The organism is Bradyrhizobium sp. Ghvi, assembly GCF_900115265.1.
In the GTDB taxonomy this organism is placed as follows: domain Bacteria; phylum Pseudomonadota; class Alphaproteobacteria; order Rhizobiales; family Xanthobacteraceae; genus Bradyrhizobium.
Genome location: NZ_FOVU01000026.1, coordinates 1 through 20638 on the forward strand (window position 1 = coordinate 1; position 20638 = coordinate 20638).

The 20638-nt window shown below is 60.2% G+C and carries 15 protein-coding genes; 10 read left to right on the plus strand and 5 right to left on the minus strand.

The window, feature by feature from the left end; translation table 11 throughout:
* Together BM374_RS36825 and BM374_RS36830 are read right to left on the minus strand one after the other, a co-directional pair.
* Positions 1-366 (minus strand): sugar phosphate nucleotidyltransferase (locus tag BM374_RS36825; RefSeq protein ID WP_177248801.1); only part of this gene is annotated, 366 nt, incomplete at its 3' end.
* 10 nt (positions 367-376) lie between these two features.
* On the minus strand, positions 377-1399 hold the full coding sequence (locus tag BM374_RS36830) for an NAD-dependent epimerase (RefSeq protein ID WP_092303809.1): 1023 nt from the start codon (positions 1397-1399) through the stop codon (positions 377-379).
* 367 nt (positions 1400-1766) lie between these two features.
* On the opposite strand from BM374_RS36830, the gene BM374_RS36835 reads away from it, so the two are divergent.
* From BM374_RS36835 to BM374_RS36860, 6 genes are all read left to right on the plus strand, one after another.
* Entirely contained in the window at positions 1767-3401 is a 1635-nt protein-coding gene (locus BM374_RS36835) for an FAD-dependent oxidoreductase (protein ID WP_092303757.1), read from the plus strand.
* A gap of 149 nt (positions 3402-3550) precedes the next feature.
* A complete protein-coding gene (locus BM374_RS36840) occupies positions 3551-4705 on the plus strand; it encodes a glycosyltransferase family 4 protein (RefSeq protein WP_349510026.1) in 1155 nt (384 codons plus the stop codon).
* A 179-nt stretch (positions 4706-4884) separates the two neighbouring features.
* Positions 4885-6042, plus strand: coding sequence for a glycosyltransferase (locus BM374_RS36845; protein WP_092303759.1), 1158 nt, complete (start codon positions 4885-4887; stop codon positions 6040-6042).
* Between the two features lie 42 nt (positions 6043-6084).
* A complete protein-coding gene (locus tag BM374_RS36850; RefSeq protein WP_244552851.1) occupies positions 6085-7401 on the plus strand; it encodes a hypothetical protein in 1317 nt (438 codons plus the stop codon).
* A gap of 78 nt (positions 7402-7479) precedes the next feature.
* Positions 7480-8715, plus strand: a complete 1236-nt coding sequence (locus tag BM374_RS36855; protein ID WP_092303761.1) for a glycosyltransferase family 4 protein — start codon at positions 7480-7482, stop codon at positions 8713-8715.
* A gap of 66 nt (positions 8716-8781) precedes the next feature.
* Positions 8782-10170 (plus strand): hypothetical protein, encoded by a 1389-nt coding sequence (locus tag BM374_RS36860; RefSeq protein ID WP_092303763.1) that lies wholly within the window; start codon positions 8782-8784, stop codon positions 10168-10170.
* Between the two features lie 35 nt (positions 10171-10205).
* On the opposite strand, the gene BM374_RS36865 is transcribed toward BM374_RS36860, so the two are convergent.
* The gene (locus BM374_RS36865; RefSeq protein ID WP_092303765.1) at positions 10206-10421 is read right to left on the minus strand and encodes a hypothetical protein; all 216 of its coding nucleotides are present in this window, start codon (positions 10419-10421) and stop codon (positions 10206-10208) included.
* A gap of 278 nt (positions 10422-10699) precedes the next feature.
* Here BM374_RS36865 and BM374_RS36870 point away from each other — a divergent pair, with 278 nt between their 5' ends.
* A complete protein-coding gene (locus BM374_RS36870) occupies positions 10700-14611 on the plus strand; it encodes an RHS repeat domain-containing protein (protein ID WP_092303767.1) in 3912 nt (1303 codons plus the stop codon).
* Between the two features lie 241 nt (positions 14612-14852).
* Positions 14853-15980: an acyltransferase family protein gene (locus BM374_RS36875; protein WP_092303769.1), complete on the plus strand. Its 1128-nt coding sequence runs from the start codon at positions 14853-14855 to the stop codon at positions 15978-15980.
* Positions 15981-16011: 31 nt separating this feature from the next.
* Here BM374_RS36875 and BM374_RS36880 read toward each other — a convergent pair whose 3' ends face one another.
* On the minus strand, positions 16012-17490 hold the full coding sequence (locus BM374_RS36880; protein WP_092303771.1) for a lipopolysaccharide biosynthesis protein: 1479 nt from the start codon (positions 17488-17490) through the stop codon (positions 16012-16014).
* Positions 17491-17611: 121 nt separating this feature from the next.
* Between BM374_RS36880 and BM374_RS36885 the strand changes: the two genes are divergently transcribed.
* Together BM374_RS36885 and BM374_RS36890 are read left to right on the plus strand one after the other, a co-directional pair.
* Positions 17612-18445, plus strand: a complete 834-nt coding sequence (locus BM374_RS36885; protein WP_092303773.1) for a polysaccharide pyruvyl transferase family protein — start codon at positions 17612-17614, stop codon at positions 18443-18445.
* A 1-nt stretch (position 18446) separates the two neighbouring features.
* The gene (locus BM374_RS36890; RefSeq protein WP_092303775.1) at positions 18447-19550 is read left to right on the plus strand and encodes a glycosyltransferase family 4 protein; all 1104 of its coding nucleotides are present in this window, start codon (positions 18447-18449) and stop codon (positions 19548-19550) included.
* On the opposite strand, the gene BM374_RS36895 is transcribed toward BM374_RS36890, so the two are convergent.
* Positions 19545-20618 (minus strand): acyltransferase family protein, encoded by a 1074-nt coding sequence (locus BM374_RS36895; protein WP_092303777.1) that lies wholly within the window; start codon positions 20616-20618, stop codon positions 19545-19547. The genes BM374_RS36890 and BM374_RS36895 overlap by 6 nt on opposite strands.
* Between the last annotated feature and the right edge of the window lie 20 nt (positions 20619-20638).

Sequence of the window (20638 nt, forward strand, 5' to 3'; positions counted from 1 at the left end):
ATTGTCCTGCACCACGTGGTCGGCGGCGAGCGCGAGCACGATCGCTTCACTGGTGCGGTTTTGCGCGAACGCAGCGCCGGCGGCGATCGCGGGGCCGGAATCGCGTCGCATCGGCTCGAGGATCACGTCGGCCTCGATGCCGATCTCGGCGAGCTGCTCCAGCACCATGAAGCGGTAGGCCGCGTTGGTGATGACGATGGGGCGATCGAACAGCGCAGCGTCCGAGACGCGCAGCAGCGTATCCTGAAAGGTCGAGCGCGCACCGAACAGCGGCAGGAACTGCTTCGGCCGCACCTCGCGCGAAGCCGGCCACAGCCGCGTGCCGGCGCCGCCGCACATGATCAGGGGGATAATCTTTTGAGACATTGCAAGCCACTCACGCGGGGGGATTGTTACGGTGATATTGTCGGTACCATTCGACGAAGCGGCTCAGGCCATCGACGAGCGATGTCGACGGCGAGAAGCCGACGTCGCGCTGGAGCTCGGAAATGTCGGCCCGCGTCTCCAGGACATCGCCGGCCTGGATTGGCAGCAATTGGCGAATCGCAGGCTTGCCTATGATCTTCTCGAGTGTGTCGACAAACTCGAGCAGTTGCACTGACCTGTTGTTACCGATGTTGTAAAGGCGATACGGCGCACTGCTCGACGAATTCTCAGGTGCTTCCGCGTTCCACGCTGGATTCGGCGTCGCGGGCCGATCGAGCGTGCGGATCACGCCTTCGACGATGTCGTCGATATAGGTGAAATCGCGCCACATATCGCCGTTGTTGAAAATCTTGATCGGCTCGTTCGCGAGGATCGCGCGCGTGAACAGCCAGGCTGCCATGTCCGGCCGGCCCCACGGGCCGTAGACGGTGAAAAAGCGAAGACCCGTCACCGGCAGCTTGTGAACATGGGCGAAAGTGTGTGCCATCAGCTCGTTGGCCTTCTTGCTCGCGGCATAAAGGCTGACCGGATGATTGACCGATTGCTCGGTCGAGTAGGGCAAGGTGCGATTGGCGCCATAGACCGAGCTCGACGACGCATAGACGAGATGCGCCAGGCCATGGCGCCGACCGGCCTCAAGCACGGTGACGAAGCCGTCACAATTGGTTCGGATGCTGGTCATGGGATCGTCGATCGATGCGCGCACGCCCGGCTGCGCCGCGAGGTGGACGACCCGGTCGGCCGCGGCCTCATCGAAAACGCGTGTCACGGCGGCGAAGTCCGCCACATCAATCTGGCAGAATTTGAAATTCGGATGTCGCGCGAGCTTTGCCATCCGTGCACGCTTGAGCGCCGGATCGTAATAGGGCGTGAGCGCATCGATGCCAACAACTTGCTCACCTCGCGCAAGGAGCCGATCGCACACATGCATTCCGATAAAGCCGGCCGCACCGGTCACTATCACTGGCCGCAACTGCTGCCTCCTTCGTTCCGCGATGCAATGCCAGACCAGGACTTCGGAGGCAAGGCTTGGCATCATAGCCGCTCGGACGAAAAATGCATCATTTGTGCCTTCTTATGGTCATCTCTTCGTTGCGCCGGGGCGAGCCAGCTCTGAAGGGAGATCGATCAACTCGCAGCATCCGGCCCTGGCGATCCGCTTCCAATCCAGAACGCCGGCGCGTGTGACGGTCAGGCCCTCACAACGCTCGACCGCAATGCGTGAGGTCTTTCTCTTGACGCTGTTCAGACGCCGATAGACCACACTTAATTGCTACGGCCGAGCTTGGAATTGAAAGCTCGCGAAAGGTCATATCCAACACGCGGAGAAATCACTTCGAATGACGATCGGTCGTAACGCAGCCAGCGTAGTTCTCTGCCTCCTGGTGCTACTCGCCAGCGGTGCCAGCCGCGCTCAATCGCCATCGAGCACCGATGTGGTCGTCTATGGGGGCACAGCTGCCGGTGTCATGACCGCCTATTCAGCTTCACGTCAGGGTTTGCATGTCATCCTTCTCGAGCCGGGCCATCATCTTGGAGGCATGGTTACCGGAGGGCTTTCCGCCACCGATCTCGGCGATGCCGAGGTGATCGGCGGCTACGCGAAGCTGTTCTATCGCCGTGTTGCCGAACACTACGGCCGATCTCGCCTCTACCGCGCATCTGATTGGCTATCCGAGCCGCACATATCGGAAGACACGTTCGGTGCCATGCTCCGCGAAGCCGGAGTGAAAATCGTTTTTGGTGCTCGATTGCGCGAACACCACGGCGTGACCGTCGCGGATCGCAATATCGTTTCCGTGACGAGCGAAGACGGACGCGAATGGCGTGCCAAGGTCTTTGCCGATTGCAGCTACGAGGGGGATCTCCTGGCGCAATCCGGCGTGACATACACCGTTGGGCGGGAAAGCGCACAGAGCTACGGCGAGACGCTTGCCGGCGTACGCACGATTACATCGCAACATCAGTTCAACTGGCCGATATCCGCCTATCGCGACGGTCACCAGCTCTATCCCGAGATCTCGACCGGTCGGCTGGAGGCGGCAGGAAGCGGAGATCGGAACGTCCAGGCGTATAATTTTCGCCTCATCCTCACTGACGATCCGGCAAACCGTCTGCCGTTTCCCAAACCCGACGGCTATGATCCATCACAATTCGCACTGCTCGCGCGATACCTGCAAGATTTTCACTCGCACACGGGACGCGAAGCTTCGCTCAAGGATGTCTTTCACCCGGTAAGACTCCCAAACCGCAAGGCCGACTTCAACAACAACGGACCGTTTTCAAGCGACTATATCGGCCACAGTGCCGCTTATCCCGATGCGGGCTACCAGGACAGGCAGCGGATTCGGGACGAGCATCTTCGCTACACACAAGGACTTCTCTACTTCCTGACCCATGACCCGGCCGTGCCCGCCACGTTGAAGGGAGAGCTCAACGCTTGGGGCCTGCCCAGGGATGAGTTCGCTGACACCGGCCACTGGCCGAGGGAATTGTACGTCCGCGAGGGACGACGCATGGTCGGCGACTATGTCGTAACGCAGGCGGATTTGCAGACGAAGCGCACCAAGCCGGATTCGATCGGCATGGGCTCGTACAACAGCGACTCCCACAATGTAGAGCGCATCGCGATGCCGGACGGATCCGTGCGAAACGAGGGAGACATGCAGGTCGCTGTTCAACCCTATCAAATGCCGTATCGGGTCATGACCCCTCGCAAGGATGAGATGCACAATTTGCTGGTGCCGGTCTGCTTGTCTGCTTCTCACGTTGCCTATTCCTCGCTGCGCATGGAGCCGCAATTCATGATCCTCGGAGAGGCCGCAGGCGTCGCAGCCGCGCTCGCCGTGCAGAGCGGCGTTCCGGTGCAGGACATTCCAATTGCGCGTCTGCAGGGCGAGCTGCTGAAGACGGGGGCCGTTCTCGAGCTCCCGGAAGGCGGACTCTTCGGCGCGGCAGGCCTGCCACCCGACTAGGGCGCGGTTCCCATCGACGAGACAACGGTTGGACGCGAACCACGATTTCGTCGCGATTGATGTCGGGATCATATTTTACGACGCATTTCGCGCGGTCATATTTCGGTGACTAACAATTGCTCTGAACGGGGCATCGGCTGGCCTAATCCATGCAACGCCCGAGCATTATGACCATACAGACTTCAAAGCGTCCTCTCGCAAACGCCAAAAGCCGCACTTTCTTCATCAACGGCCGTTTTCTGTCGCAAGCGCTGACTGGCGTTCAACGCTATGCCGCCGAAATCGTCAAAGCGATCGACCATGCGTTGGCTTCCGGCCGGTTCCCGGCGAGGCTTCATGACGCCGAGTGGCAATTGCTCGTCCCTCCCGATGCGCGCGAATTGCCCTCGCTCAAAAAAATAGCGGTTCGAACAATCGGACGTTTGGGCGGACACGCCTGGGATCAGATCGATCTTGCGCGCGCCACGCGGGGCGGGTGCTTGATCAGCCTGGCCAATTCGGGCCCAGTACTGCATCGCGAGCAGATCGTGGTCATCCATGACGCGCAGGTCTTCCGTCGTCCGGACTTCTTTGGCTGGCGCTACCGGACCGCACATCGGCTGATCGATCGCCTGCTCGCGCGCAGCGCAACCATCGCGACGGTCTCGAAATTCTCGCGCGACGAGCTTGCAGCAGCCCTCAATCTCAGCGCTTCGGCAATTCCTGTCTTTCCAAACAGTGCCGAGCATTTTGCGTCCACTGAGCCGGATTACACCATCCTCGATCGGCTGGACCTCAGGCCAAAGAGCTATTTTCTCTTCATCGGTTCGCGAACGAAGAACAAGAATCTCTCCGTTGCGGTTCGTGCCATGAGCCTGCTGAATCGGCCGGACATTCCGCTCGTCATCGTCGGCGGCAACAACAGCAGCGTCTTTCAGGACAATCTCGACGAAGCGAGCTCGAGCCACATCCTGGCCGGCCGTCTGACTGACAACGAGATCGCAGCGCTTTACGAGCGCGCCTTGGCGTTTGTGTTCCCCTCTCTCTATGAAGGGTTCGGCGTGCCGCCACTCGAGGCAATGTTGTTCGGCTGTCCGGTCATCGCATCGACCGCCGATGCCGTCATGGAGACCTGCGGCGATGCCGCTGCCTATTTCAACGCCACTGATGCGGGCGAATTGTGTGTGCGTTTGCAGGAGAGATTGGCCGCGGGCGCCATTTCGGATGACGAACGCAGCAAGCAGCAGAATCGCCTCGCAATTTACTCGTGGCAGAGATCCGCGGATGCATTGCTACAATTTCTGGCACAGCAGCGCATCAACTGACGCGCGAATCTCCATGAAATGCTCGTGACGAATTCGTTCCGTTCAAAATCGAATTCTTTTTTGGTGACGACGGCAAATGCGATACGTGCGGCGCAACAACACCACACCGTCGTCAAAATATTGCTCCGTATCGGGAGGAACATTCAGGCCTCGCTGACGCTCACAGAGGGACTTCGCGAATGCCAGGCTCGCTTCAACGGCCGGTCAAGGTACTGCACATCGCCGAGACGATCCGAGGCGGAATTGCGAGCTATCTGAATGAGCTGCACCCGCAGCAAGAGGCAAGCTTTGGTGCCGGCAACGTCCACTATGTGGTGCCTTCGGACCATCGTGGCGATCTCGCGGTCGATGACGCGCAGATGACGACATTCGGGCGATCCGGTCGCAGCGTTTCTGGTCTCTTCCAGATGTTGCGCGCGAGCTTGCAGGCGATCGATGCCTTCAAACCCAATGTCGTGCATCTGCACTCGTCATTTGCGGGTCTCGTTCTCCGTCCGGCGCTCGCAGCAAGGCCTCAGGCGCCGAGCGTGATTTATTGTCCGCATGGCTGGGCATTTTCCCGCAAGGCGGGTCGTGTGAGCCACCAGATCACGAAGGCGGCCGAGAACCTGCTGGCAAGAACGACGGATCGAATCATTTGCATTTCCGCAGACGAGTTCAACGAAGCCATCCGCGCCGGGATTTCGGCCGACCGCCTCACACTGGTGCACAATGGCATTTCGAAGACGCGCCCGCAGCCGGTCGCTGCGCCCTGGCCGACCAAGAAGACCAAGGTATTGTTCATTGGACGCCTGGATCGGCAGAAGGGCTACGACCTGCTGATCGAAGCGGCAAGACTGCTCGAGGACGTGCTTGACGTCCGCATCGTCGGCGCCTCCGTCGTCAACAAGTATCAAGGACCTGCCGTCCCTTCGAACGTCACCCTGCTCGGCTGGCTCGATCGAGGCGAGATCGAAACCCACCTGGAGGCCGCCGATCTCGTCGTGATCCCCTCACGCTGGGAGGCCTTCGGCCTGGTCGCGCTGGAAGCCATGCGGGCAGCCAAGCCAATCCTGGCATTTCGCATCGGGGCGCTGCCGGAAATCGTGGTGGATGGCGCTACAGGCGCGCTTTGCGAACCGGTCTCCGCCGGTCAGCTCGTGGAAGGCTTTCGGCGCATGCTCGATCTCGACCTCAAGGTGCTGGGAAATCGTGGCTACGACCGTTTCAAGCAGTTTTATGACGTGGAGAAGACGCATCGACAACTCCGGCAAGTCTATATGGACGTGCTGGAGCGCAACGAGCTTCGGCCCGAAAAGCAGGTGCAGCTCCAGTCCGATCTTTCCAGCAACATCTAAATGGGGATGGGCCGAATCCCTGATGCGGCGATGCACAGCACCTTGAGCAGTTCCACTCGGCAGGCCGTCGCGTGGCTCGTCGCAATCAGTCTGTCGACATCCTGCGCGCTCGCGCAAGTCGCGCAGCCGCTGGATAGCAGGTTCCTCCTTGGCGTCGGCACGCATCAGGGATTGGGCGGCCCAGTCAGTTCGCGCGGCTATGTGCCCTCGACCAACATCGGCCAGATCAAGGAATTGGGCGTCAACGCGTTCCGCGACGATTTTCCCTGGTCCGATTTCGAGCAAGTCGGAGGTCGGATGGGCTTCACTTCCCAGCTTGGAAGGCTGGACGCCCAGATCAAATCCGGTGTTGCGCGCCCTTTCCTGATTCTCGCATTCGGCCATCATCTCGTTCCGAATTCGACGCCGCCTTCGACTGACGAGGCGCGGCGACGGTTTACGACCTACGCTGCGGCCGCGGCGCGGTCGGTTGCCGCGCAGCGTCCCATCTTCGAGCTCTGGAACGAATGGAATCTGGCGGCAAAGAAGGACGCTGCGTTTTCTGTCGAGAACTACCTGGCCCTGGCCAAGGTGGTGCAGCCAGCTGTCAAGCAGGCCGCGCCCGGCTCTCCCCTTGTGGTCGGTGCAATCGGGGACGATCCCGGCTGGACCTGGACCCAACGGATGCTGCAATCGGGCATTCTTCAATATGCCGATGGCGCTTCGATCCATCTCTACAATTTCTGCATGGGTCCGGCCAAGCGCACCTCGGCGGAGGTCGTCGAACGCCTGAACGCGTTTCACCGCCTTGTCAGTGACGCCAGCGGCAACCCGACGTTTCCGATCTATGTGACCGAGGCCGGCTGGCCCACGGCGACCAACAAATGCGGGGTCAATGAACAGGCGCAAGCCGACAACATGGCTCAGCTCATTCTCTGGGCCTCGACCGCCTCGTCCTGGCTCAAGGGGATCTGGCTTTACGAGCTCAAGGACAGCGGAGCGAACCCATCCGATCTCGAGCATAATTTCGGGCTCTACCATTTTGACAACTCGCCAAAGCCTTCTGCCTGCGCAGTTCGCGACGCATGGGCGTTTATTCGATCGAGCACCAGCGCGCAGGAAAAGAAATTGCCTGGGGGCGTCGTTTCGATCGTCGCATCGACGCCCGCTGGCCAGCGGATCGCGATCTGGTCCGGCGATCCGAGCCGGCGCTACGCGGTACGGCTGCGCACCAGCGCGGCTGACGCAACCTATGGCAGCCCCTGCGACGTCGCGACCCAACCTGCTTCCGGAGTTTGGATGCCGGTGTCGAGCACACCGCTCCTGATCAGCGCGAAAACGTCCAGCGCGGTCGAATTCGACGTCCGACCCGAGAGGTAAGCAATGACTGGAGCACTCTGACCAAAGCCGCATGAACTCAGACGATTTTTCTCTGTTTTGAACGATGAGATTAGCACAATGAAGGTTCTTCTGACGTCGTCGCTTTATCCAACGCCCCAGACGCCGAAGGTCGTCGGCGGCGCCGAGATATTCGCCCGCCGCTTCGCCGAAGGTCTGGTCGAGTGCGGCGACAAGGTGGAAGTGGTGCGCGCAGCTATTTCGCAGGATCGGCGACCCGAAAGGCACAATGGAATCGATATCCACACGGCGCCGGTGCGGAACGTTTACTTGCCGTTCAACGAGCCGAAGAACGTCGCGCTGCGCAGCATTTGGCATGGGATCGAGGACTGGCAGATCCTTGCGCCGATGATTGCGGAACGAATCCACGCGTTCAAGCCCGACGTCATCCACTCCAACAATCTATCGGGACTGACCACCGCGATCTGGCGGGTCGGGGCCCAGCTCGGCGTACCGGTCCTTCATACGATCCACGACTATTATCTCACCTGCCCGCGCTGCTCCCGGTTCAACAAGGGAAAATCCTGCGAACACACCTGCACCAGTTGCTCGTTGCTATCCTATCACCGCCGGCGCGCGACGCATTGGCTCAGCGCCGTTGTCGGCGTCAGCCAACGTGTGCTGTCGATCCACACCGATCTCGGCATGTTTGCGGATACACCAATCCGTACCGTCATCCACAACGCTTCGACGGCGCCGCCGAGCGCGCCCCATTTTCGACCTCTCTGCACCAGCGAGGTCACGTTCGGCTTCATCGGGCGCCTGACCGAGGAAAAGGGAATCGAGAACCTGATGAGGGCATTGGCCACCCTGCCGCGTGAACGCTTCAAGACCCTGATCGCCGGCCGGGTCAGCGACAGCGAGCAGCGGCGCCTTCGGGCGATCGCCCCGGACGCCCGGGTCGAATTCATGGGATTTGTCTCTCCCGACGACTTCTACAGGGCTGTCGACGTCGTGATCGCGCCGTCGATCTGGCACGATCCCGGCCCGCTCGTCGTCGCCGATGCAAAGGCCGCCGGCCGGCCGCTGCTGGGAACGCGTTTTGGCGGAATGCCGGAAGCGATCGAGGACGGCGTGACCGGATGGCTCACCGATGCCGATCCCACCTCGCTTGCCGACAGCATGCTGTCTATCGCGGCGGACCCGCACAAGATCGTCGAAATCAGCAAGCGCCTGGCAAGCGACAACAACAAATGGATGTTCTCCGACGTGATCGCGGCTTACCGGAACGTATACAAGCAATTGCGCGAGACGCAGCCGCGTCGCCAGTACGCGCGGGCCGCGGCGATACAGTGACAGGCCAGACGCTTCCCGCACACCGTTCCCCGACCAAGATCCAGCTAAGACAAGTCGGCCTCAAAGATGATTCGCCTGTTTGCCCTTGCCGGCTACATCTACCAGAGTGCAACCGCGATCATCCTGATCTTCGCGATCAGTCACTTGCTCCAGGCGACCGATTACACCCATTTTTCCCTTGCGCTCGCCTCGAGCCAGCTGCTCGGCGTGCTGACATTCGAGTGGCTCCAACTCGCCGGTCTGCGCTTCCTCGCGGCGGCCGGCGAGCGCGACGGTGCGCGGCTGAGATGGTCACTGTTCACGGCAGCCCTTCTTAGCGCCGGTGCGCTGGTCCTGATCGGCGCCTGTGCATCGTTGGCAAGCCCGCTTGCGTCTCAAGTCGTCGCTCTCGGTCTGATCGTCGCAGTGCTTCAGGGCGTGACCGATCTCTATTTCCTGACGATCCGGCTGTCAGACCGGCTCGGCCTTGCGTCCCTCCTGCTCGCCTTTCGCGCAACCGCGCTTCTCGGCGGCGCCGTGACGGGTGCGATCCTCTCAGGAACCGCCGAGGCGGCGCTGCTCGGCATCGCCGCGGGCCACATCACGGGCCTCGCAGCCGGTCTGATCGCACATCGAACCAGGCTCGAGCGGACGCCGGTCTCCGCCATGCTCAGCGACTGGTCCGAGTTCTGCCGCTACGGCATGCTGGCAGCCGGCGCGTCCGTCATCCATTTGTCGGTACCGGTGCTGTTACGCTTCATCATCATCAGCCGGCTCGGTGCGACAGGAGCGGGCGCCGGGTTCTCCGTCGCCCTCGATCTGCTGCAACGACCATTCTGGGTTCTGAACGCCGCGATTCATACCATCAGCTATCCCGAGGTCGTGCACGAATTCGAGGGCGGCGGCAGCAAGGGGTCGGTCGAATCCGCACGGCGGATGTTCGAATTCATGATCTGCACGACCATCGTCTTGCTGGGCGGCCTGATCGGCTTCATTCCCGACGCCGCTCATATTCTTCTTCCGCAGGACAGCGTTGACGGCTTCCTTGCCACGGCTCCCGCGGTCGCGCTGTTCTATTTCCTGCATATCCATCTCCAGGCCACGGTCGCAGTCGTTCCCCATCTGGAGAAGCTTGCAAGCCGGCTGGTCGTCGTGGCGGCCGGACAACTGACGATTGTCTCTGTTTCGTCCGCGCTCGCGATGCTGGTCGGGCTGTCGCCGCGTGGCGCCGTCATCTGCGCAGCGGCCGCAACTGCGATCGTGATCGTGCTCGCGCTCGGCCCAACAGTCCGATATCGCGCGGTTCCGCAGCTCGTTGTAATCGTTCAAGCCCTGATCGCGGCAATCGTGATTGGATCATTGGCGTCGATGCCGATCGAGCCGCTCTGGCTCCCCGGCAAGATCTTGATCGCCGCAGTCGCAACGGCCGTCATAGCGTGGCGCGGAGACTTTCTCATGCTGGCACGCCGCAACTAGCCCGAGTTCCCGGATCGGAACTGCGCGGCTTCTCGTTATGTCAGGTGCGCAAACTCAACCAGCGCGTTTACTTGATTTGCTTTACTCGCCTCGAAAACCGGCACATCGACATCCGCCAACATGAGATGGAATACGGCGCTGCTGAATTGAGCAACTCCGCTCATCCCGGGTGTCGTCAACTTCACCGCACCGGAAGTCGTCTCCGTAGATTTGCGGACACCACGAGAGCGAGCTGCCTCGATGACACTCATTCGTCTCTCCAATATCGATGTGCATGTGACAGATCGCGCATCGGCCTGCGCAGATATTCAGCAGCCTATTCTGTAGAAGTCTTGAAAGCGCCGTCGTCGTGCCATCGTACGTCGACATCGCGTCGATATCAGTTCATCAGCACGGCATCTGTTCCTGCACAAGGAACTTGAGTTGCGCGACTTTTGCGTTCGATCTTTATCTGAAATTCATACTCGAAAATGAGAGTTGCGCTCAACCCGCGAGCAATTCCGTTCGCCCTCTCTGATTCGAGTGTGCAATGTCGGCAGATCAAACCATCCTCTCCGCCAGCGGCTTCATCAACTCCATCGGCGTCAACACGCATGCCGGCTTCGGATGGACCGACTACAACAATCTCGCAATGATGACCGACGACCTGAAATATCTGGGCGTCACCCATCTTCGCGACGCGATGGCGACCAATCCGGCGGCACAACCCGTCGTCGACGGCCTGGCAGCTGCCGGCTACAAGTTCGACTTCATCGTCTCGTCCGCCCTGCCCGGCCAGGGGTCAGCCGGACTTCAGGCTTACGTGACCGCGCTCGACAAGTTCCTGACGAGCCATGCGGGCAGCATCAGCGCCATCGAAGGTCTGAACGAAGCGAACAACCAGCCCTTCACATACAATGGCAGCTCGAGCCTCAGCGCGGCCGCCCAATTTCAGAGCGCGCTCTACCTCGCGGTGAAGGCAGATGGTGCACTTTCGAGCATTCCGGTCTACAACCTGTCGCTCGCATACAACGACCCGCAAGGATACAGTCAGCTGGGCAACATGTCGGCATCTGTCGACTATGCCAACGCCCACGCTTATGTCAGCACCGGCTCGACCGCGGCGAGCTCTATCGCGGCGACGCTGAGCGCTGTGGAGACGGCTGCCCCCGGCAAGCCGGTGGTCATCACCGAAACCGGCTACACGACGCAGGCCAATACCCAATATCTCGGCGTCGACGAGACCGTGCAGGCGAAATCGATCCTGAATACGCTGGTTGACGCATACAAGGACGGCGTGAGTTCGACCTATCTCTACGAGCTGTTCGACCGGAACTCGTCCACGAGCGACACCAACCCGGAAAACAAGTTCGGCCTGTTTCATTCGGACGGTACGCCGAAGCTGGCAGCGACCGCGATACACAATCTGACGACCATCCTGGCCGACGACGGCGCGGGCGGTCATCAGCCGACTAGTCCATTGAACTACACACTGAGCAACATGCCGACGTCCGGCAGCAGCATGGTGCTCGGCAAGAGCAACGGCGCCTATGAGCTGGTCGTCTGGGCCGAACCCAAGCTCTGGAACGACGCGACGGACACTGAAATCTCCAACCCGACGCAAACCGTGACCGTGAACCTCGGCGGCGTGCACCACTCCGTCAAGGTGTACGATACGATGACCGGGACCACGGCGATCGCCAGCTATACCGACGTGTCCTCGATTACGATCCCGTTGAGCGATCATCCCCTCATCATCGAGATCGATGCACCTACGACGACCTCGACACCGCCGTCCATTCCGGCCGACGTGACTGGGACAGCGGCTGAGATCGTGCCCCAACTTTCCGATTTCAGCGCCTCTACAACGCTCAAGACGATCACGCTGACGGATTCGCATGTACTGCCTGTCGCTTCGACAGCGACCATGAATTACATCATCTCCCACTACGGCAGCGCGCTGTCCAAGATCCAGGGTGGATATTCGTTCTCGGTGACGAACTCTGCTTCGACCTGGACCAGCACCCTGACTTACAACAGCAATGGCACCCTGATCTCGACCTCGAATACCGGCCTCAATGCCAGCGGGCAGCCGATCTCGACCACGGTCAACTATGCCGACGGCTCAAAGGATGCGATCGGCTATACCGGGGGGGCGAAGACCACTTTCATTCACCTTGCGACCGACGGCACCCGGACCACCGATACCTACAGCACCGCGGGCGCCCTGCTCACCGAGGTGGTTCAGAAGACGACCGGCTACTACTCGACCACCATCTACACGAACGGGGTGAAAACGGCCGCCTATGTCCTGAATGCCGACCACACCCAGGACAACTACACCTACAATATCAAGGGCCAGAGCTACACCAGCCAGGTGCAGCATTTGGACACGACGGGCAAGGTCACCTCGGTAACCCGTACCCATGCTGATGGCTCGCTCGATTCCACGCAGGTTTATAACAGCGACGGCAGCAGCGCGATTACCACCTACAGCGCGACGGGCGTCAAACTGGTCGAGACCGATTATCACGCCGACCACAGCAAGGACGTCTGGACCTACAACATCGCCGGCCAGAACTACACAACCGAACACGACATCTACGATACGACCGGCTTCCTCTCCACCCTGGTGCGCCGCCACGCCGATGGCAGCTACGCCTTCAAGCTGGTGCAAAGCAGCGACGGCACGAAGACAAGCGACTGGTACGACACGGCCGGAAATCTCACCTCCGAGGTCGTACAGAAGGCTGACGGGTTCTATTCGACGACCTTTTACAGCAATGGCGTGAAGACCCAGGCCTACGTGAAGAACGCGGACGGGAGCCAGGACAATTACAGCTACGGGATCACCGGCCAGAGCTATTCAACCCTGATCCAGCATGTGGATCCCACTGGCAAGGTCACTGCCATCACACGCAAGCACGCCGATGGAACACTGGATTATACCAAGGTCATCAATTCCGACGGCAGCAGTGTGGTCACGACCTACAATGCCTCGGGCGTGAAGACGAAGGAAATCGACGCTCACGCCGACGGCAGCCAGGATGTCTGGCTCTACGGGATCACCGGACAGGCCTACACGACCGAGCACGACATTTATGATGCCGCCGGCTTGCTCACCACGTTGGTGCGTCGCCATGCCGACGGCAGCTACGCCTTCAAGCTGGTGCAAAGCAGCGACGGCACGAAGACAACCGACTGGTACGACACCAGCGGCATTCTCACCAGCGAGATCATCCAGAAGGCCAACGGCTATGACTCGACGACGGTCTACACCGGCGGCGTGAAGACGGCCGCCTACATCACCAATGCCGATCAGAGCCACGACAACTACAGCTACAACATCACCGGCCAGAGCTATACCACCCAGCACCAGCATCTCGATGCATCGGGCAAGCTGACGGAGATGGACCGCACCCATGCGGACGGTACGCTCGACTACAGCCAGATCGTCAATTCTGACGGCAGCAGCGTCACCAGCACATACAATGCGGCTGGCGTGAAGATGACCGAGACCGACTATCACGCCGACGGATCGAAGGACGCCTTTCTCTACAACGTGGTTGGCCAGAACTACGCCACCGAGCACGACAGCTACGATCCGACAGGATTCCTCACCGGCATCGTGCGCTCCCATGCCGACAACAGCCTGGCCTTCAGCCTGGTGCAGACGAGCGACGGCACCAAGACTTCGGACTGGTACGATGCGAAAGGCACGATCACGAGTGAAGCCGTGCAGAAGTCGGATGGCTACAGCTCCACAACGGTTTATACCGGCGGCGTGAAGACGGCGGCCTACATCACCAATGCCGACCACACGTCCGACAACTGGAGCTACAACGTCACGGGTCAGAGCTATACGACCCAGCACCAGCACCTCGACACGGCCGGAAACGTCGTTGCGATCACCCGGACCCACGCCGACGGGACCCTGGACTATACCCAGGTCGTCAACAATGACGGCAGCAAGCTGACGGACAATTACGACAGCTCCGGCAACAAGACGCAGGAAGTTGCGAACAACGCCGACGGCACCAAGGACGTCTTCCTGTACAACTTCAACGGCCAGCAGGGAACGACGCAGCACGAGCGCTACAACGCCGCCAATGCGCTGCAATATTTCGACGACACCAAGGCGGACGGCACCCACAACGTCACGGCGGTCGCTTCCGGCGTGACGGTCAAGGGCGGCAACGGCAACGACCTGTTTTCAACGGCGCCAGGCTCGACCACGGTGGTCTACGACCATGGCCAGGATCAACTCCTCAACTTCCATGCCGGTGATGCCACCAACCACGACGTCATCGAGATCTCGAAATTGCTGGCCGCCGATTACAGCCATCTCCAGGTCACGCAATCGGGCAACGACGCCTTTGTCGCTTTGTCGGCCGGCGATTCGATCCTCCTGAAGAACATCAATGTCGCCAGCCTGACGAGCCACGACTTCCTGTTCGTCTGAGCGCATCAACAAGCGTCCACCGCACGCACGCATCTGGACCCGCCGCGTCGCGGGTCCAGATGCTCGCGATCAAAAAACGGGCACGTCACTTTCCGGACGGCGACCGTCGCGCCATGCGGCCACGACATCGCCGCTATGATTATGGGCGTGCGATCGCGCGCATCGAGACCGCGCCCTGCGAACTTGCGTCACAATTCGACTCTAGAAGGATGGCACACGTCGCAGGGAATCTGATGTCGAGATGGAAGTTCGTGAGCAAACTCGCTTTGTCGTTCTTGATTTCTATCGATTCGTCGCGGCCCTCGGCGTCTTCATTTTTCATCTGAAGAACATCGACACGGGTATTTCGCCCATCTGGAACGGCTCCTACGGCCTGTTCGTCGACATGTTCTTCATCTTGTCGGGCTTTGTGATCGCCTATTCTTACCCCGCAAGCTCGAGCGGGTTCAGCGGCTACGTCCGCTTCCTGACGCGCCGGATCGCGCGGATCTACCCGTTGCACCTTCTGACCCTGCTTGCGTTCGCGGGGCTTGCGTGGATCGGGATCTCCGGGCCGACGTCGCATGCAGGCGTGACCGACTTCATCCACAATGGCCTTCTCATCCAGGCCTGGGGGATTACCGATCATCTCAGCTTCAATTCGCCATCCTGGTCGATCAGCGCGGAACTGTTCTGTTACCTGTTATTTCCTCTGCTGATGCTGCTGGCAGGGCGGGTCTCTTCATTGACGCTCGCAATCATCGTCGCGTGCCTCTATGGCGTCCTGGCTCATGGTCATCTGCCGATCTGGCAGGAACGATCGCAGATGTATGGTGCCAACTACGATTACGGCATGCTGCGCGCATTACCGAGCTTCATGAACGGCATTCTACTCGCCATGCTGTTCAAGCAATTCCGCCACTATCGCAGCAAGCCACTTGCTCTCGCCGGCGTTCTCGTGTTCTTCGGCTCGGTGCTGGTGTTGAACGTCTTCGCCAAGCCGGACCTGGCGATCATACTGTTCTCGCTGGCCATCTTGCTCACCGCGATCGGCGAAACCGCTTTTACTCAACTCCCGGGCGCGTCATGGCTCGGACGGCTCGGCAACACGTCCTACGCCATCTACATGCTGCACGAATTATTGCTGATCCTCGTATTCAAGCCGGTCTGGCATCAGCTCGGACTGCAACCCGGCGCCTTTCCGCTGTTCGCGCTGGCCTGCTGCCTCATTCTCACGATCGCCGCGGGCGTCACCTATAGTTATGTTGAAAATCCTGCCCGGAAATTGATCAATCGCCTTGCTCCGCGTGATCCCAGGCAGTCGATCGAGCCTCAGCGCATCGAGGCGCTGGATCTCAGCCCGACCAGGCAGGCTGCAAACGCGGGCTGAGCCAGATTTACCTGCGCGCTTCGGCTGAAGTTCACCGGGATCGTCGAAGGCGATCCAAGACTTCGCGCACGACCCGCAGGACCGCCTCCCGCGCAATCACGAGAACGATCCCGAGATAGACAGCGGCGCCAAGCACGATCAAAACCATCAGGCGCAGCCAAGCCGGCAGCGGCGGCAGCATGGCGGAGGCGCCGAGGACGGTCGCAGCCATGAAAGCCGAACCTGCGAGCGCCGGCACGAGCGCTTGGGCATATCGTCGTACGCCGATCGACAGGATGCGCAGCGATGCGCCCGCGGACAGGGGATACAGGAGCAGGGCACGTACCACATAACCCACCGCAATCGCGACGAGGCCGAAAGGCGCGGCGACGATGAAGATGGCAATGTTCGACGCCGCATAGATCAGCGTCAGCCATGTCTGCCAATGTGGCTTGCCGAATGCCAGAATGACCGAGTGATTGTAGAGGCCGATGGTCGTCAGAAAGCCGGTGACCGAGATGATCGACAGCAGGGGTGCCGAAGCAAGCCACTTCTCGCCGAAGAAGGTCAGGATCAGATCCGGCGACAAAGCTGCAATCCCAGCGAATATCGGCGCCGTCAGCAGCGATGTGTAGGACACGAAATCGAGAAGGGCCTCGCTAGACGCCTTGCGATCATGCTGAAGGCCCGCGACCGTTGCAAAGAACACACGATTCAGCGCATTCCCGATCACGGTACTCACGGCGTTCACGAGCCGCTTGGCAAGGCTATAGAAGCCGGCGCCCGCTGCACCCGTATACCAGGTGACAAAGATCAGATCCGAATTCGCATTGGCGAAGTTCGTAATGCCCGTGAGCGCCACGTAGCGGCCGTAGCTGATCAGCTCGCTGGCATCTCCTCGACTGAAACGGAAGCCGGGGCGCCATGGCGTCAGCGTCCACAGACTGACCAGGGACACCAACGAGGTGGTAACGAGCTGCCCAACAAGGGCGATCACACCGTAACCATTGCCCGCCAGCGTGATGCCGACAGCGCCGCCGAGCGTGATGGAGAACAGGGAGCGCATCGCCAGCGAACGGAACAACTGGTTGCGCGTCAGCCAGGCCTCGTGGGTACGCGACAGTCCCTGCACGGCAACGACAATGGAAAAGCCTTTCAGCACGACGGCAAGGTCGTTCAGGCCGGATAGACGCTCGACGGCGTTGCTGGTCGCGAACAACGCCCCGGCCGCAACCAGCGAAAATGCCGCGATCAGCCAGAACGATGCGTTGTAGTCCTCATCCTTCGGATGTGGACGAGCCTGAACCGCGATCGCGATGCTCTCTATGAGCACGGCACGGCAGAAATCCAGCGCCAGAGCGCCCGTGGCGACAAGGCCGAGGATCTGCGGCGACAGCAAACGCGCCATGATGACATAGATCGCGAGCGTCAACGCCTGTCCCACCGCGGAATCCAGGGCGGACCAGATGACGCCAGAGACGATCGAGCGCTGCGTGATCGACGGCTCGCGACTGAGTTGCAGACTTGTCATAAGCTCAGATTTGGTATGAGCGCGTCAACGGCAGATCTGCACTCGCGCCGCACGAATGGTCCAAGAGTCGCCTCTTTCGAGAGACAGTGTCGGCAGCATAACATCTGCCAGCTGAGGGCGCATGAATATTCGAAGCAATCTGCGTAGATTGATCAACGAGGTCGGCTGCGACTTTGTTCAGCAATTGCCTTATCCGCATGTGGAACTGTTCTTCTGGCGTCCTGATGATGGAACGATCAATTTTGGCGACTATTTGTCCCTCGTGATCGTCGAGCAATGTCTGCGACAGAGCGGCCATACGCTCGCGGACGAAACGTCCCGGCAAGCGCGAATGTTCGCGATCGGCTCGATTCTTCACTATGCGCGTGACGCCGACGTGATCTGGGGTAGCGGCATCAATGGCCGTCCAGGCCAGGACGATCTCAATCGGCGCGTTCAAACGCTCGACGTTCGCGCAGTGCGCGGTCCTCGCACGCAGGAAGTTCTTCGGCGACGCGGCCTGTCTGTCCCTGACGTCTTTGGCGATCCTGCGTTGCTGCTTCCGCAGCTGTTTCCTGGTCGCTTCAAGCGTCGTCGCACGCGACCCTGGATCTTCGTACCCAATCTGCACGACATCCGCATGATTGATCATGCATCAGGCAATGTGGTCAGCCCGCTGGGATCTTGGAATCGGCGCATTGAGGCTATTCTAGAGGCAGATCTGGTGCTGGCGAGTTCCCTGCACGGCTTGGTCGTTGCCGAGGCTTATGGCATTCCCGCGCGTTACGTACGGCTCAGCGATGGCGAATCAGAGTTCAAATACCGTGACTATTATGAAGGCACTGGACGGTTCGATGTCGAATTTGCCTCGAGCCTCGAGCAAGGCCGGGAGATGGGAGGCGCTGTCCCTCTGAACTACAACCACGCTGCGCTGATGAGCAGCTTTCCCATCGATCTCTGGCGAGAGGCACGCTGATATGGCGAGGCGCTTCAGGGTCGCGATCTATGCGCCGCATTTCGCCGAATATTCGTATCGGCTCGCGGCTGCATTGGCCAAGCACTGCGACGTCAGGCTCGTGCTCAATCGCAAGGACGCCAATCAGCAGTGGAATCTGGACTGGATTCCTGCGCCCTCTCCCTTCGACACGCGGATTCGTGATCTGAGCTTACGGCGTTCCGGTGCCATCGGACTTCCACGGTCATTCCTCGATATTCTCACGTTCCGCCCAGACGTGGTGCATTGTCACGAATGTCCGGAATATTTCACGGCGGGACTGATGGAGCTGCTCAGGCTCACGAGTCTTCCGCGTATCCTCACCGTTCACGACGCCATTCCACATTCCGAGGGCGGCTCTGGCACAAACACCAGTGAAGAGCGCCTGCGCGAGCGGATGCGCTCCGCTGCCACCCATGTGACTGTGCACGGACAAAGCTGCATTGCCGATTTCTCCAGTGCCTCGCCAGATTATCGCGGAGAGGTCACCTCTTCCATGCACGGCGTGCTGATGGTTCCACCAGCTCACAACACCCCGGTCAAGGCAACCGACGGCCGGATCCTGTTTTTCGGACGCATGTGGGCCTACAAGGGTCTCGATGTCTTCCTCGACGCCATCGATCTGCTGTCGAAGCGCGGCGTGCATCATCAAGCCATCGTCGCCGGTCGCGGTCCCGAGATGGCACGATTTGGCAAGCGAATGGAGAACATGCCGTCGATCAATGCGATCGACGCCTACATCTCGCCAGCGGACACCAGCGCTCTCTTCCAATCGGCCGAAGTGGTCGCATTGCCCTACAAGGACGCCAGCCAGAGCGGCGTGCTTGCATCCGCCTTCGGCAATTGCCGCCCTGTCGTTGCGAGCGCAACCGGCGGCATTCCCGACGTCGTTACCGACGGAGTTAACGGCCTGCTGGTGCCGCCTTCCGACGCTACGGCGCTGGCTAATGCGCTGGAACGGGTGCTCACATCCCGATCGTTGGCGGCCAGCCTGACCGATGGTGCCCACCAGACCGCCGCGGGATCGCTGAACTGGGACCACATCGCCGAGCGTCTCTTCGCGACTTATCGTCGGGTCGCCTCATGACGATACCGAATGCTCCATCTTGCCAACCGGGCCAAACAACTGGTTGCGCAACGCCCCGTCCAGCAGGCGCCTGAGCCTGACCTCGATCAACTCGTAGCTGATCGCGCTCGCGACCAGCGACATGATCCCTCCCAGGACGACGAAGGCGAACCAAAGCAGCCAGCGGTTGACACCGGTCGCAACGAGCTTCAGTCCGATCATTTGCAACGGGAACAGCACAAAGGGATGGACAAGGTAAAGACTATAACTGATCTTGCCGACATATTGCAGCGCCGGTGCGCTAAGGACGTTGCCGATACCCGAGTTCGAAGCCAATACCATGCCGAACAGCAGGAATCCGGGAACAAGCGCAACGAACGGATGAAATAACACCAGGCCCGCATACATCGCGGTGCCACAGGCGAGGCCTGCGGCACCTCCTACCCAGCCCGGAAGCCGAAAGCGCAAGCCAGTTGCGCTGAAGAACATGCCGACGCAGAAGAATGCGGTGATCGGCCAATGCAACAGGCAGGCAAGACCGAGCAAGACCAAGGGCGCCGCCATCAACCGGCCGCCGATACGCAGCGCGACAAACGTCAACGCAAACCAGATGTAGAAGGCCCACTCATAGGTCAGCGTCCAGGCATTCTGCTGCGCGATAGGCAGACCCAGGACGTCCTGCAAGAAGAACAGATTGGCGGTGAATATCCCCAGATAGGTGCCGATATCGATGCCGCGGAAGAACTTGTAACCGACAATCGGTCCGATCACGAACAGGGCCACATGCAGAATCAGAAATACCGGCACGATGCGGAGGACGCGATCAAAGAAGAAACGCCCAAGCGATCCATGCCGGACAAGGCTTGCCGGAATCAGGAAGCCGCTGATCATGAAGAACAACTCCACACCGTGCCCGCCGACATTGATCATCGACTGAAACCACGGCCAGAGCGGCGGCAGGAATCCGGGATTGGGGATGTCGTACATCCCGCCCTTCGGCATGTCGTAGAAATGGTCCATCAGAACGCTCAATGCCGCGACCGCACGAAGGCCCTGGACGGACGGAACGAACGACCCGTCATACGCCATTTTCAACTGCCGCGTCGGCG

What these genes read in the sequence shown, in the direction of transcription:
- BM374_RS36885 (WP_092303773.1), top strand. Translation starts at nt 17,612, where the DNA reads ATGAATATTCGAAGCAATCTGCGTAGATTGATCAACGAGGTCGGCTGC.
- BM374_RS36840 (WP_349510026.1), top strand. Translation starts at nt 3,551, where the DNA reads ATGCAACGCCCGAGCATTATGACCATACAGACTTCAAAGCGTCCTCTC.
- BM374_RS36870 (WP_092303767.1), top strand. Translation starts at nt 10,700, where the DNA reads ATGTCGGCAGATCAAACCATCCTCTCCGCCAGCGGCTTCATCAACTCC.
- BM374_RS36895 (WP_092303777.1), bottom strand. Translation starts at nt 20,618, where the DNA reads ATGGCGTATGACGGGTCGTTCGTTCCGTCCGTCCAGGGCCTTCGTGCG.
- BM374_RS36845 (WP_092303759.1), top strand. Translation starts at nt 4,885, where the DNA reads ATGCCAGGCTCGCTTCAACGGCCGGTCAAGGTACTGCACATCGCCGAG.
- BM374_RS36835 (WP_092303757.1), top strand. Translation starts at nt 1,767, where the DNA reads ATGACGATCGGTCGTAACGCAGCCAGCGTAGTTCTCTGCCTCCTGGTG.
- BM374_RS36875 (WP_092303769.1), top strand. Translation starts at nt 14,853, where the DNA reads ATGGAAGTTCGTGAGCAAACTCGCTTTGTCGTTCTTGATTTCTATCGA.
- BM374_RS36855 (WP_092303761.1), top strand. Translation starts at nt 7,480, where the DNA reads ATGAAGGTTCTTCTGACGTCGTCGCTTTATCCAACGCCCCAGACGCCG.
- BM374_RS36865 (WP_092303765.1), bottom strand. Translation starts at nt 10,421, where the DNA reads ATGAGTGTCATCGAGGCAGCTCGCTCTCGTGGTGTCCGCAAATCTACG.
- BM374_RS36860 (WP_092303763.1), top strand. Translation starts at nt 8,782, where the DNA reads ATGATTCGCCTGTTTGCCCTTGCCGGCTACATCTACCAGAGTGCAACC.
- BM374_RS36890 (WP_092303775.1), top strand. Translation starts at nt 18,447, where the DNA reads ATGGCGAGGCGCTTCAGGGTCGCGATCTATGCGCCGCATTTCGCCGAA.
- BM374_RS36880 (WP_092303771.1), bottom strand. Translation starts at nt 17,490, where the DNA reads ATGACAAGTCTGCAACTCAGTCGCGAGCCGTCGATCACGCAGCGCTCG.